The organism is Pseudomonas sp. OTU750018 (assembly GCF_011636575.1).
GTDB classification, from domain to species: domain Bacteria; phylum Pseudomonadota; class Gammaproteobacteria; order Pseudomonadales; family Pseudomonadaceae; genus Aquipseudomonas; species Aquipseudomonas peli.
Map to the genome: position 1 here is coordinate 1593165 of NZ_JAAPAU010000001.1, position 13648 is coordinate 1606812.

Annotated in this window: 10 protein-coding genes; 5 read left to right on the forward strand and 5 right to left on the reverse strand. The window is 62.3% G+C overall.

Annotation, left to right across the window (positions count from 1 at the left end; translation table 11 throughout):
• Positions 1 to 27: 27 nt before the first annotated feature.
• Positions 28 to 822, forward strand: coding sequence for a phosphatase PAP2 family protein (locus HCI85_RS07490; protein ID WP_167143668.1), 795 nt, complete (start codon positions 28 to 30; stop codon positions 820 to 822).
• Positions 823 to 890: 68 nt separating this feature from the next.
• Here HCI85_RS07490 and HCI85_RS07495 read toward each other — a convergent pair whose 3' ends face one another.
• The gene (locus tag HCI85_RS07495) at positions 891 to 1325 is read right to left on the reverse strand and encodes an RNA-binding S4 domain-containing protein (protein ID WP_090250405.1); all 435 of its coding nucleotides are present in this window, start codon (positions 1323 to 1325) and stop codon (positions 891 to 893) included.
• Between the two features lie 98 nt (positions 1326 to 1423).
• Between HCI85_RS07495 and rimB the strand changes: the two genes are divergently transcribed.
• On the forward strand, positions 1424 to 1891 hold the full coding sequence (gene rimB, locus HCI85_RS07500) for a retropepsin-like aspartic endopeptidase RimB (protein WP_090250408.1): 468 nt from the start codon (positions 1424 to 1426) through the stop codon (positions 1889 to 1891).
• Positions 1888 to 2793 (forward strand): 30S ribosomal protein S6--L-glutamate ligase, encoded by a 906-nt coding sequence (gene rimK / locus HCI85_RS07505; protein ID WP_160085908.1) that lies wholly within the window; start codon positions 1888 to 1890, stop codon positions 2791 to 2793. Before rimB ends, rimK begins: the two co-directional genes overlap by 4 nt.
• A gap of 84 nt (positions 2794 to 2877) precedes the next feature.
• Here rimK and HCI85_RS07510 read toward each other — a convergent pair whose 3' ends face one another.
• From HCI85_RS07510 to ompR, 4 genes are all read right to left on the reverse strand, one after another.
• Positions 2878 to 6648 (reverse strand): bifunctional diguanylate cyclase/phosphodiesterase, encoded by a 3771-nt coding sequence (locus HCI85_RS07510; RefSeq protein ID WP_167143671.1) that lies wholly within the window; start codon positions 6646 to 6648, stop codon positions 2878 to 2880.
• Between the two features lie 67 nt (positions 6649 to 6715).
• Entirely contained in the window at positions 6716 to 8029 is a 1314-nt protein-coding gene (locus tag HCI85_RS07515) for an ATP-binding protein (protein ID WP_090250417.1), read from the reverse strand.
• The gene (locus HCI85_RS07520) at positions 8026 to 8463 is read right to left on the reverse strand and encodes a hypothetical protein (RefSeq protein ID WP_167143674.1); all 438 of its coding nucleotides are present in this window, start codon (positions 8461 to 8463) and stop codon (positions 8026 to 8028) included. Before HCI85_RS07520 ends, HCI85_RS07515 begins: the two co-directional genes overlap by 4 nt.
• On the reverse strand, positions 8460 to 9194 hold the full coding sequence (gene ompR, locus HCI85_RS07525) for an osmolarity response regulator transcription factor OmpR (RefSeq protein ID WP_090250422.1): 735 nt from the start codon (positions 9192 to 9194) through the stop codon (positions 8460 to 8462). The genes HCI85_RS07520 and ompR overlap by 4 nt, the downstream gene beginning before the upstream one ends.
• Before the next feature lie 225 nt (positions 9195 to 9419).
• Here ompR and HCI85_RS07530 point away from each other — a divergent pair, with 225 nt between their 5' ends.
• Positions 9420 to 11744, forward strand: coding sequence for a Tex family protein (locus HCI85_RS07530; protein ID WP_167143678.1), 2325 nt, complete (start codon positions 9420 to 9422; stop codon positions 11742 to 11744).
• Between the two features lie 207 nt (positions 11745 to 11951).
• Positions 11952 to 13532, forward strand: coding sequence for a glutamate--cysteine ligase (gshA, locus tag HCI85_RS07535; protein ID WP_167143680.1), 1581 nt, complete (start codon positions 11952 to 11954; stop codon positions 13530 to 13532).
• The last annotated feature ends 116 nt before the right edge of the window (positions 13533 to 13648 follow it).

Sequence of the window (13648 nt, forward strand, 5' to 3'; positions counted from 1 at the left end):
CCCTACAGATGACAAGGATGCCTCTGCATGACCTCTTCTTTTCTTAACGATCAGTGGCGTATTCGCCCATTGGTTGCCAGCCATTTCGTCGCTCTGCTGCTGCTTGCCAGTTGGTTGTGGGCACCCAGCCGCGCGCTGTGGGACCAATTCGACCTGCAGCTGTTTGCCCTGCTCAACGAGCCCGTGCACAGCGCCGGGCTGTGGGCGCAAACCTGGGCAATCGGCAGCATGCGCCCGGTGGACATGGGTGTTGGCGTGCTGTTGCTGGCCGTGATGCTCAAGGCCGATCTGGTGTTCAGCGGCGCCCAGGTGCGCAAGGCGCTGTATGCCTTTCTCGCGGCGCTGATCGTGATGCTGCTGTTTCGCGTCGGTTTCGCCGAGCTGGTCAAACTGATGGGTTGGCAGCGCCCCAGCGCATCCCTGGTGGTGGAAGGCGCCGCACGGCTGACCGAACTGTTCCCTGACTGGGAAGAACGCTGGGATATGAAGGACAGCGCCACCCGCAGCTTCCCTGGCGACCACGCATCGGTGCTGTTGATCTGGGCGATGTTTATGAGCTTCTTTGCACGCAACTGGCGTTTGCTGCTGGTCTGGAGCATGGCGGTTATCTTTATGCTGCCGCGCCTGGTGGCGGGTGCGCACTGGGGTTCGGATGCTCTGGTAGGCGGCCTGTTCCTCGCCTTGCTGGGCCTGGCCTGGTCCTGCTTTACCCCGTTTGCGTACAAGACCAGCGAATGGCTGGAATATGTTACCCAGCCGCTGATCAAGAGCCTGGCCGCGCTGCCAATTCTGGGCCGACTGAACGTTATCAGCGGCCGCTAGGCGAAGGCTGTGACGTGCGCAGCTGAACAGTGCAGCGCTGCTGAGCACGGCGGTCGGCGACACGCGGCCTAGAACTCGTCATCAGCCCACGGATGGCGCAGGCCGCCATCCTGCCGGTCATTGAAGTCGTGAATCTGCCGCCGTTGCTTCTTGCTGGGCCGACCCTCGGTCTGCATGCCCAGTGCTCCGGCTTTACGCTGTGCGGCGGCCTGTTCGCGGCGCTCAATGCTTTCGGCTGTCTCGGTGTACAACGCCTGCGCTTCAGGCGCACCGCGACGCACCACGGACAGTGCCTGCACCACTACACTGCGCTCCTCAAAGCCAGTGCGAATTACATAGACATCACCCACCCTCGGCTCCTTGCCGGGTTTGCAGCGCTCACCGCGATGATGCACCTTGCCACCCTCAATCGCCGCCTTGGCCAAGGCGCGGGTTTTATAGAAACGCGCGGCCCACAGCCATTTATCCAGGCGTACCTTGTCGTCGTCTTTTTTCTCGCTCATCCGGCCCTCGCTGATCACACCGTACAGGCGGACATTTTGCCTGATGCAGTTGTCACACGTGCCAACTAGAATGCCCGCACATAACCCGGAACTGCCCTTTGAAGACTTTTGACCAACTTGGCGTAATCGGTTTGCGCGAATGGATCAACCTGCCGGAACTGGGCATGGTCGGCCTGCGCGCCAAGATTGATACCGGGGCCAGTACCTCCAGCCTGCATGCCAGCGATATTCAACCGTTCGACCGCGACGGCGAGCCTTGGGTGCGCTTTACCGCCCACCTCGGCACAGTGGTGCAGCGTCGGCATCGCTGCGAGGCACAACTGGTTTCAGTGAAAACCATCAAAAGCTCTAACGGCCACAGTCAGTCTCGCTATGTGATTCGCACCCCTCTGACGCTAGGCGAGCGCGAATGGCCGGTCGAATTCACCCTGACATGCCGCAAAACCATGCGCTACCGCGTGTTGCTTGGCTCCAAGGCGCTGATTGCCGGTCAGCTGCTGGTCAACCCGGCGCTGACTTACGTACAGAACAAACCCACCCTCGCTGACTCCCCTGGTGCCCCATGAAGATCGCCGTGCTGTCGCGCAACCCGCGCCTGTATTCCACCCGCCGCCTGGTCGAAGCCGGGCAACAGCGGGGCCACGAGATGGTGGTGATCGACACCCTGCGTGCCTATATGAATATTGCCAGCCACAAGCCGCAGATCCATTACCGCGGCAAGCCGCTGGAAGGCTTCGATGCAGTGATTCCACGCATCGGCGCGTCGGTGACGTTCTATGGCTGCGCGGTGCTGCGCCAGTTCGAGATGATGGGCGTGTTCCCACTCAACGAGTCGGTGGCCATCGCCCGCTCGCGGGACAAGCTGCGCTCATTGCAACTGCTGTCCCGCCGTGGCATTGGCCTGCCGGTGACCGGTTTCGCCCACTCTCCGGATGACATCGCCGACCTGATCGACATGGTCAATGGTGCACCGTTGGTGATCAAGGTGCTGGAAGGCACCCAGGGCATTGGCGTGGTGCTGTGTGAAACGGCGACGGCGGCCGAGTCGGTGATCGAGGCCTTTATGGGCCTCAAGCAGGACATCATGGTGCAGGAATACATCAAGGAAGCCGGCGGCGCGGACATCCGCTGTTTTGTGGTCGGCGACAAGGTGATTGCGGCGATGAAGCGCCAGGCCAAGCCCGGCGAATTCCGCTCCAACCTGCACAGGGGCGGCAGCGCCAGCCTGATCAAGATCACCCCGGAGGAACGCATGACCGCCATCCGTGCGGCCAAGGTGATGGGGCTGAGCGTAGCCGGCGTGGATATCCTGCGCTCCAATCACGGCCCGCTGGTGATGGAGGTGAACTCATCGCCCGGCCTGGAAGGTATCGAAACCACCACCGGCAAGGATGTCGCCAGCCTGGTAATCCAGCACCTGGAGAAGAACAGCGGCCCAAACCTGACGCGCACCAAGGGCAAGGGTTGAGCCGGATATAGGCGAACGCACGGCCAAACATGGCCGGGCCTGTATGGCAGAACGCGGCAGAGGTGCCGACACACAGACTCAAGCCTACACGTCGTGCCGCTCCATCCAGGCCCGGAAATCCGCTTCTTTCAGCGGGTGACTGAAGTGATAGCCCTGCCCCAACGAGCAGCCATGCTGGCGCAGGCAATCAAGTTGCCACTGGCTTTCAATGCCTTCGGCCACGCACTCAAGCCCCAGGTTGCGGGCGATCACCAAGATGGTCTGCACCAATACCAGGCCGCTGCCGTCTTCAGCGTCCATATCCCAGGTAAAGCTGCGGTCAATCTTCAAACGATCCAGCGGCAGGCGCTTGAGGTATGTCAGCGAAGAGTAGCCAGTGCCGAAATCATCAATGGCAAACCGCACGCCCAGCGTCTTGAGTGCCTGCATATTGCTGATGCACTGCTCGACTTCTTCCAGCAACACGCCTTCGGTGATTTCCAGCTCCAGCGCCGTGGCCGGCACCTGATGGCGCGCTAAGCACTCACTGATGCGCGCGACGCAGTGACGCTGGCGCAGTTCACGTGGGCTCAGGTTGACTGCCAATACCAGCTGCGGCCACTGCGGTAACCAGCGTGCCAGCGCTGCGCAGGCCTGTTCCAGCACCCAGGCGCCGAGTTCCTCGATCAACCCCGTTTCTTCGGCCAACGGGATAAAGTCGCCGGGCATGACTTCGCCGCGCTCTGGGTGCACCCAACGCAACAGCACTTCTGCGCCGGCAATACGCTCGGTGGCCAACGCCAGTTGCGGCTGAAACACCAGGTACAGCTGGTTGCGCTGCACCGCCTGGCGCAATTCGCTTTGCATCTGCAAGCGCTGGTCGATGGCCGCCTGCATCTCCGGGGCAAAGAAATGCAACGCGTTGCGCCCGCCCTGCTTGGCCCGGTACATGGCGGTGTCCGCCTGTTTCAGCACGTCGGAGGCCACCTGACTGCCGAAAGGATGCAGGGCGATACCGATACTGGCGCTAATCGACAGCTCGTGGCCATCAATCCAGCAGGTGCCCACCAGGCTTTTTAGCAGCTTCTCCGCTGTAATGGCTGCCGCTTCAGCTGCCAGTTGCGGGTTGCTGTCGAGCCCTTCGAGCAGCACCACAAATTCGTCCCCGCCCATCCGCGCCAGGGTGTCTTCGGCACGTAAACCACTGGCCAGTCGCGCCGTCACCTCACGCAAGAGGCCGTCGCCGACCAGATGACCGAGGCTGTCGTTGACCGTCTTGAAGTGATCCAGGTCGATGAACAACAGGGCGCCCAGGGTGTTTTCGCGCTGCTCACGGTCCATCGCATGCTGCAGGCGGTCGAGCAGCAGACGCCGATTGGGCAGACCGGTGAGTTCATCGCTGAACGCCAGTCGCTCAATTTCACGCTGATAACGCTGACGTTCGGAAATATCGGTGACGCTGCCGCGAATCAGCACCGGCTCACCGGGCATGCGCACCAGGCGTACCTCGCACGGAATCTGTCGCCCTTTACTGTCGCGGTGCAACCAGTCGAATACTGGCGCTTCACCGTTCATTGCCCGCTTCAAGTAAACCTTACCCAGCTCAGCCGTAAGCTGGCCATCGGCCTGTTTGTTAGGGCTCAGATCAAACACACGCTTGCTGGCGATTTCCTCGCGGCTATAACCCAGCAAACGCAGGGCATTGTCGTTGCACTCGACCAGCGTTCCGTTGAGATCGAACAGCAGGATCGCTTCAGGTGCATTCTCGACGATGGTGCGGTAGCGCGCCTCGGCCTGCAGGCGCTCGCTGATGTCTTCGACCAGCAACAGAAACATGCGCACCCGACCGGTGCTGTGGCGCACCGCACGCAGGCTGACACGGGTGTGCACCAGGCTGCCGTCGGCCCGACGGAAGCGCTTTTCCAACTCGAACCCTTCACGATGCCCGCTGAGTACCTGGTCGAGCAGCGGCTGTTCGTTTCGCAGGTCATCGTCCTGCGACAGCTCTTCCCAGCTGGCCGCCAGCAGCTGTTCGCGCGAGCGCCCAAGGATGCTGCAGAGCTTATGGTTGACCTCTTCCCAGGCAAAGCTCGGGCTGGTCAGGGCCATACCGATCAGCGGCGCTTCGAAGAACAGGCGTAGCCGCTCATCACGTTCGCGCAGTTGCTGCTCGGCGTATTTACGCGCACTGACATCCTGCAACGCGCCATACACCCTGACCAGTTCGGCGCCATCACGCTCGGTAATACCGCGGATGCGCAGCCAGCGCGTCTTGCCCTTGGCAGTCAGCAGGCGCACCTCAATGTCGAATTGCTCCAGCCCATCAATCAGCTGCTGCAGCACCTGCTCGGCCAATACTCGGCCGCTGGCATCCAGGTAGCTCAGGGCACCACTGAGATCCGGCGTGCCGTTTTTCGGGTCCAGCTCGTAAATACGAAAGCAGCCGGCGCTCCAGTCCATATTCTGCTCGGGCATGTTCAACACCCAGCCACCCAGGTTGGCAATGTGCTCGGTCTGGCTGAACAGGTAGCTTTGCTTGAGCAGCTCGTCGCTCTGCGAACGCACCTGGGTAGCCAGCTGCTCGCGGGCGGTGACATCACTTTGCAGGGCAACGAAATGGCTAATGCCCTGGTCGTCACGCATCGGCGCAAGGGTAAATTCATTCCAGAACTGCTGACCATCCTTGCGGTAGTTACGCAGCACCACATCGCAGCCCATGCCCTCGCGCACCGCTTGCTGCAAACGGCTCAAGCCCTGTTGCTGCTGATCATCACGCAGCAGGAAGTTCCAGTTGTTGCCCAGGGCTTCCTCGCGGCTGTAACCGGTGATCTGCTCGAACGCCGGGTTGCAGTAGATCAACGGCAACGCCGGCTGGCGGGCATCAGCAATGATTACGCCCAGTGGGCTGGCCTCCAGCGCCAGGTTGGCCAGGGCCAGTTGCTGCTGTATCTGCGCACTGCGTGCCAGAGCCTGGCGCAGGTCACTCAGGCTGCGCCCCACCAGCAGCGTGGCGAGCATAAACAGCAGTACGCTGAAATGCAGTTCCAGACGCTGCGGGTCGAGCCAGGCTGAACTGTTCACCAGGCCGCGCAACAGCGGCAGAATCAACACCATCAATACACTGAGCGCCGCGCCACAGAGGCCGCCGGCAAAGCCCCAGACCAAGGCCAGGCCCAGCATCATCACGCCGATCAACGGCAAATTAAGGGTTAGCGGCAATACACCGAGCAGCCAAGGCATGCCGATTAACAGCACCAGCAGCAGCGGCCATGGCGGTAACTGGCGTAGCACCTCGGGCACGTGCTCGCAGCCGCTGCGCACGGGGCCCGCCAGCCAACCGCGGCGGCGCAACCAGGGCGTCAGGTAGACCAATAAGGGGATGGCGAGGGCCAAGGCCGTGAGGCTGTCAGCCAGCCATAGCGTCATGCTGCCCGAAAGCAACGCCTCAAGCGGCAGGTGACCGAACAACCAGAGATTGCCCTGCACCCCCAGCACCATGGGAACAATTGGCAACAGCACGCCGAGCAGCATAAAGCGCAGCAAATGGCTGAGGTCGGGCAAGGCCGGGTCAAACGGCCGCAATCGCAGCAACAGCCAGGCCAGCGCTACACCCAAGGTTTCAGGCAGGGCATAGAGCGCAGCCCATTGCCACTCCAGCCCCCACAGTGGAATCGACACCGCTGCATTGAGGTACACCGCCAGCAGTACGCGCGGCCCCCACCACAGCGCAAACACCAGCGCCAAGGCAAACGGCGGATACCACAGCGCCGCCCCGTCGGTGAACTGAGTCGCCAGGGACAGCCAGGTGGCCAGGTGGAGCAGTGGCAACGGCAGCAGCCAAGTCCATAGAGAGAGGCGGTGGGGAACTGCAGGCATGCTGACCTCATGTCATCGCGCTGATAAAGCATAGTTCAGCGCAGTGATGACAGTATGCCAGTGCGGTCTAGACGGCGTCGCGCGGTAACAACAGACCCAACGGCAGGCACACCCGCGCCTCAAGGCCGCCGCCAGAGCGGTTGCGCAACTCGACGCTGCCGCCGTGCAAGGCGGCAATCCGCTTGACGATGGCCAAACCCAGGCCGGCACCTTGCCCGCCCCGGGCGCGGTCACCACGAATAAAGGGATTGAAAATACTGCCCAGCTCCGCCGGATCAATCCCTGTCCCACGGTCCAGCACGCTCAACACCACATACGGCGCGCTGTGGTCACCCGACAGGGAAACCGCCACCTCCACCGCATTGCCGCCATAACGCAGGGCATTTTCGATCAGATTGACCAGCAACCGTTTGAGCGACACTCGGCGCAATGGGAACGCTGGCACGGACTCCAGGCACAGCCGAACCATTTCCTGCTTCTGGTTATATGGCGCAACCACTTCACGGATCAGCTCCAGCAAATCCAGCTGCTCCAGCGGCTCATCACGCCCGTCGCGGATAAAGGCCAGGAACTGGTCGAGAATCGCATCCATGTCTTCAATATCGCGCACCATGTCTTCGGTCAGTTCCGAGTCGGTGTGCAGAAACTCCATGGACAAGCGCAGGCGCGTCAGCGGCGTGCGCAGGTCATGCGACACCCCGGCGAGCATCAGCTCCCGCTCGCGGGCTGCCTGTTCAACGTCTTCGGCCATCTGGTTGAAGGCGCGGTACACCTCAGTCATCTCGCTCGGCGTATCGCTGACCGGCAGCCTGACGCTGCGGCCTTTACCGATCTGCCGGGCAGCGAAAACCAGGCGCTTGAGCGGTGCACTGAGCTGACGCACAAAAATCCACGCGGCGGCGGTGGACAGTAAGCCAATGGCCAGGAACCAGCCCAGCACACTCCAGATCCGCTGGCCGCGCAGCGGGTGCGGATACAGCGGCACCCGTAACCAATCGTCACCCAGCGCCGGTGCATGCACCCAAAGCGCCGGCGGGCTCTTGGCGCGCACCCGTACCTCGGTGTCAGGGCCCAGCTCGGTACGCATCTGACGCTCGAAAATCTCACTGTAGGGCCAGTGCTGTTCGGTGGCGGGCACCTGCTCGTAAGGCACCCGCTTCAGCCCGGCAGCCTCGGCGATGGTGGCGCGGTCTTCCGGGTCCGCCGCCCAATAGGCGCGCAGGGTCAATGCGGCACCATGACTGTACTGACGGTCGACCAGCACATCCTCGTTCATCATCAGATAAACCAGGGTCAGCGCCTTGGAGAACAGCACCACGATCAGCACCAGCCACAGCGTGCGGGCGAAGAAGCTTTGCGGGAACCAGAGAGGAGTTTTCATGCATCAGACCGTAAGCGAACAGTGAAACCGCGCCGCTGTATAAGCGGCCATACATTCTGGCCAGCCAGAGACAAGGCAAAACCTGCCGTGGAGCAAATGAGTAAAAGTGCCCAACGATAAGGATGAGCCCAAGGTGCAAAGGGGTTCGCCAACAGCGTTAAAAACCCCGCGAAGACCAGCCAAACAAGCACCGCCACCCTGATTCGTCTGGCGGGCCAACGCACTGCAGCGGCATTTTGCAGCACCGACAGGGCAACAAAAACATACAGCGCGAGGTGCAGCGCAATGCCCCAGCTGATCCCGCCACGCAGGCTCAGCCCGCGTGACGCGGCCATTGATACAGCGGTTTCATGCAGATACACGAATAGCAGAACAGCCGCAGCGCTTAACAACACAGCCTGCAAGCCCGCCGCGAGCACCACCCGCCATGTCACTTATTACCATCCGGCACAAACACGTAGCCAACACCCCAGACGGTCTGGATATAGCGCGGCTTCGACGGATCCGGCTCGATCAGTCGGCGCAGACGGGATATCTGCACGTCGATGGAACGCTCCAGGGCGTCCCACTCGCGGCCACGGGCTAAATTCATCAGTTTGTCGCGGGTCAACGGCTCACGGGCGTGCTGCACCAGCGCCTTGAGTACGGCGAACTCGCCAGTGGTGAGCATGTGCACTTCCTCACCTTTCTTCAGCTCGCGAGTGGCCAGAGACAGTTCGTACTCGCCGAAACTCACGCTTTCGTCTTCGCTGCCCGGCGCGCCTGGCACTACCGGCGCCTGACGGCGCAGCACAGCCTTGATGCGCGCCAGCAGTTCACGCGGGTTGAAAGGCTTAGCCAGGTAATCGTCAGCGCCCAGTTCCAGGCCTTGAATACGGCTGGCTTCATCGCCCTTGGCGGTGAGCATGATAATCGGCACTTGGTTGTTCGACTCACGCAGTCGACGGCAGGCAGACAGCCCGTCCTCACCCGGCAGCATCAGGTCGAGCACCACCAGGTTGAACAGCTCGCGGGCCAGCAGGCGGTCCATCTGCTCGACGTTTTCCACCGCGCGCACACGGTAGCCCTGCTCGTCGAAGAAGCGCTCAAGCAGGCGACGCAGGCGAGCGTCGTCGTCGACGATCAGGATTTTTTCGCCTTCAACAGGAAGTGCAGTGCTGCTCATTCAGGGCTCCTTGACCAGACCTCCGCCGGGCGCGGACGCGCTGGCAGTATGCAATGGCCGGCATTATGGCTCAGGTGCCACAGCCGACGTGCAGCCCATTGTTAGCAGATTTTTCCCGGACGGGTTCCCGGCGCGTTGCCGGGCAATGTTTATAATGCGCGGCTTTCGTGTCTGGCCCGTGGTCTGCGTGGCTGGTTTTTCGTTTCCGTGTGGGTAGCTTTTTCTATGCTCAGCATCAACAACCGCATCGCCGAAGAACTGGGCGTACGCCCGCAACAGGTCGCCGCCGCCGTGGCGCTGCTCGACGAAGGCTCTACCGTGCCGTTTATCGCGCGCTACCGCAAAGAGGTTACCGGCAGTCTCGATGACACCCAGCTGCGCACCCTGGAAGAGCGCCTGCGTTACCTGCGCGAACTCGACGAGCGCCGCGCCAGCATCCTCGCCAGCATCGAGGAACAGGGCAAACTGACCCCTGAGCTGACCCGCGACATTAATTTGGCTGACACCAAGACTCGCCTGGAAGACCTCTACCTGCCGTTCAAACAGAAGCGCCGCACCAAGGGCCAAATTGCCCTGGAGGCCGGCCTCGGCGAGCTGGCCGACGCGCTGTTTAACAGCCCCGAACTTAATCCCGAAAGCGAAGCTGAGCGCTTTATCGACGCTGAAAAAGGCTTTGCCGACATCAAGGCCGTGCTCGAAGGCGCCAAGTACATCCTTATGGAGCGCTTCGCCGAGGATGCCAACCTGCTGGCCAGCCTGCGCAGCCACCTCAAAGACAACGCCATCCTCAGCGCCCGCGTAGTCGCCGGTAAAGAGAACGAAGGCGCCAAATTTCGTGATTACTTCGAGCACGACGAGAAGCTCAAAGGCGCACCGTCGCACCGCGCCCTGGCGATCTTCCGTGGGCGTAACGAGGGCATTCTCAGCGCCAGCCTGAAAGTCGGCGACGAGCTGCCCGGCAGCATGCACCCGTGCGAAGGCATGATCGGCGAGCGCTTCGGCATCAGCGCCCGTGGCCGCGCCGCCGACAAGTGGCTGGGCGAAGTGGTGCGCTGGACCTGGAAGGTCAAGCTCTACACTCACCTGGAAACCGACCTGTTCGGCGAGCTGCGCGAAGCCGCCGAAGACGAAGCGATCAACGTGTTCGCCCGGAACCTGCACGACCTGCTGCTGGCCGCGCCAGCCGGCCCGCGCGCCACTCTGGCGCTGGACCCGGGCCTGCGTACCGGCTGCAAGGTGGCGGTAGTGGATGCCACCGGCAAGGTGCTGGAAACCTCCACGGTTTACCCCCACGCACCTCGCAACGACTGGGACGGCACATTGGCGATCCTCGCCAAACTGTGCGCCAAGCACGCAGTCGACCTGATCTCCATCGGTAACGGCACCGCCAGCCGCGAGACCGACAAACTGGCCGCCGACCTGATCAAGAAGCTGCCCGGCCTGAATCTGACCAAAGTCATGGTCTCCGAGGCTGGCGCCTCGGTTTACTCCGCCTCGGAGCTGGCCGCCAAAGAATTCCCGGACATGGACGTGTCACTGCGCGGCGCCGTATCCATCGCCCGCCGCCTGCAGGACCCGCTGGCCGAGCTGGTGAAGATCGACCCGAAATCCATCGGTGTCGGCCAATACCAGCACGACGTGTCGCAGCTGAAACTGGCGCGCTCGCTGGATGCGGTGGTCGAAGACTGCGTAAACGCCGTCGGCGTGGACGTGAACACTGCCTCCGCCGCCCTGCTGGCGCGCATCTCCGGGCTGAACACCACCCTGGCGCAGAATATCGTCGCCTTCCGCGACGCCAACGGCGCATTCAACAGCCGCGCCGACCTGCTCAAGGTGCCGCGCCTGGGTGACAAGACCTTCGAACAAGCAGCGGGCTTCCTGCGTGTAATGAACGGCAGCAACCCGCTGGACGCCTCCGCCGTGCACCCGGAAACCTACCCGCTGGTGCAGCGTATCGCCGCCGATACCGGCCGTGATATCCGCTCGCTGATCGGCGATTCGAGCTTCCTCAAGCGCCTCGACCCGAAGCAGTTCACCGACGATAAATTCGGCCTGGTGACCATCGGCGACATCTTGAGCGAGCTGGAAAAACCCGGCCGCGACCCGCGCCCGGAGTTCAAGACCGCCGAGTTCCAGGAAGGCGTGGAAACCCTTAACGACCTCAAACTGGGCATGATGCTCGAGGGCGTGGTGACCAACGTGACCAATTTCGGCGCCTTCGTCGATATCGGCGTACACCAGGACGGTCTGGTGCATATCTCGGCGCTGTCGGAGAAATTCATCAAAGACCCGCACGAGGCGGTCAAGGCCGGCGACGTGGTCAAGGTCAAGGTCATGGAAGTCGACATTCCGCGCAACCGTATCGCCCTGTCGATGCGCATGGGCGATACGCCTGGCGAGAAAATCGAAGGCCCGCGCGGCGGCGCACGTGGTGCCAAGCCGGCCGGTAATGCGCCGCGCAGCGAACGCCACTCCAGCCAGGACAAGCCGGCTCCGGCCAGCGGCGGCATGGCGGCGCTGTTTGCCAATGCCAAACAACTGAAGAAATAAGCCAACTCCCACGGACATAGGCGCTATGTCCGTGGGACGCCCTTGCAGCGTCGCCCAGATGCAAAAGCACAGCGCCCAGCTATAACCTTCTTCATCCGCGCCGGGTTATAAAGCGCTATCGGCCGCTGAACGCGGTTTTCTCGCCCCCTTGTAGAGCGCGCGTGTCGTCCCCATATTGAGGCGACCGATGCGTGAAGGAATGCAATCTTGAGCGACCTGTTACCCCGCCGCCTGGCCCAGCTTGGCGAGCGCGCCAACCTCTCCCTGCTTTCCCAATGCCTGCACGGTATCGAGCGCGAATGCCTGCGCGTCGACGGCGATGGCCAGCTGGCCCTCACGCCGCACCCGGCCGCCCTCGGCTCGGCGCTGACCCATACGCAGATCACCACTGACTACTCCGAGTCGCTGCTGGAATTCATCACACCGGCCGAGCCTGATCCGGCGGCGACCCTGGCCGATCTGGAGCAGATCCACCGCTTCGCCTACAGCAAGCTGGACGGCGAATACCTGTGGAGCCCGTCGATGCCCTGCGCCCTGCCGGACGAGGAGACGATTCCAATCGCCCGTTACGGCAGCTCGCATATCGGCGAACTCAAGTACGTCTACCGCAAGGGCCTGGCCCTGCGTTACGGCAAGACCATGCAGTGCATCGCCGGCATCCATTACAACTTCTCGCTGCCGGAAGCGCTGTGGCAGCTACAGCAGCAGGCCGAAGCCGATACACGCAGCGCGCGGGATTATCAGTCGGCGCGCTATATCGCGCTGATCCGCAATTTCCGCCGCTACAGTTGGCTGCTGATGTACCTGTTCGGTGCCTCACCAGCGCTGCACAAGGGTTTTATGCGCGGCCGCCCGCATCAGTTGCAGGAACTGGACGCAGAAACCCTCTACCTGCCCTACGCCACCAGCCTGCGCATGAGCGATCTGGGCTACCAGAGCACCGCCCAGTCCGGCCTGACACCCTGCTACAACGACCTGGCCAGCTACACCGACAGCCTGCGCCAGGCCGTCGGCACGCCCTACCCGCCCTATGTGGAAATCGGCGCGAAGAAGGATGGCGAGTGGCTGCAACTGAACACCAATATTCTGCAGATCGAAAACGAGTACTACTCGAACATCCGCCCAAAACGCGTGACCTACAGCGGCGAGCGGCCGATCCAGGCACTGATGGCCCGTGGTGTGCAGTACGTTGAAGTGCGCTGCCTGGACATCAACCCGTTCCTGCCGCTGGGCATTGATCTGAGCGAATCGCGCTTCCTCGACGCCTTCCTGCTGTTCTGCGCATTGGCCGACAGCCCGCTGCTGGAAAGCGGCGAATGCCATGCCTGCACCGATAACTTCCTGGCCGTGGTCAAGGAAGGTCGCCGGCCAGGTCTAGAGCTGCAGCGCAATGGCCAGCCAGTGGTGCTGCAGGCATGGGCCGATGAGTTGCTGGAGCAGATCCGTCCGCTGGCCGAGCTGCTCGACCAGAACCACGGCGACAACGCCCATAGCCTGGCCTTGCAGGCGCAACAGGCCAAGGTTGTCGACTCCAGCCTGACGCCTTCCGCTCAAGTGCTGGCGCAACTGCAACAGGGCCTGAGCTTTACCGAGTTCGCCTTGCGCCAGAGCAAGCGGCACGCCGAGTACTTCCGCAGCCAGCCGTTGAGCGCCAAACAGCAAGCGGCCTTCGAAGCCAGCGCCGCCCAGTCGCTACACGACCAAGCCGAACTGGAAGCCCACGAAGAAGGCGACTTTGACAGCTTTGCCGCGGCGTATCAGGCCAGCATCCTGGCTCTGGCTGTTTAACCTGCGGAGAATGCCGGCTCGCGCGCAGCCGGCATTTCGCCAACTGCATCACATAAACTGCCAGCGGTGGCAAAAGCGAGATCAGCGGCGCAGCCCTGCCCAAGCGATGCGGCTAG

Bases quoted from the DNA above. Each gene is read 5' to 3' on its own strand.
- HCI85_RS07490 (WP_167143668.1), top strand. From the start codon at position 28: ATGACCTCTTCTTTTCTTAACGATCAGTGGCGTATTCGCCCATTGGTT.
- rimK (WP_160085908.1), top strand. From the start codon at position 1,888: ATGAAGATCGCCGTGCTGTCGCGCAACCCGCGCCTGTATTCCACCCGC.
- HCI85_RS07510 (WP_167143671.1), bottom strand. From the start codon at position 6,648: ATGCCTGCAGTTCCCCACCGCCTCTCTCTATGGACTTGGCTGCTGCCG.
- HCI85_RS07530 (WP_167143678.1), top strand. From the start codon at position 9,420: ATGCTCAGCATCAACAACCGCATCGCCGAAGAACTGGGCGTACGCCCG.
- HCI85_RS07515 (WP_090250417.1), bottom strand. From the start codon at position 8,029: ATGAAAACTCCTCTCTGGTTCCCGCAAAGCTTCTTCGCCCGCACGCTG.
- HCI85_RS07495 (WP_090250405.1), bottom strand. From the start codon at position 1,325: ATGAGCGAGAAAAAAGACGACGACAAGGTACGCCTGGATAAATGGCTG.
- ompR (WP_090250422.1), bottom strand. From the start codon at position 9,194: ATGAGCAGCACTGCACTTCCTGTTGAAGGCGAAAAAATCCTGATCGTC.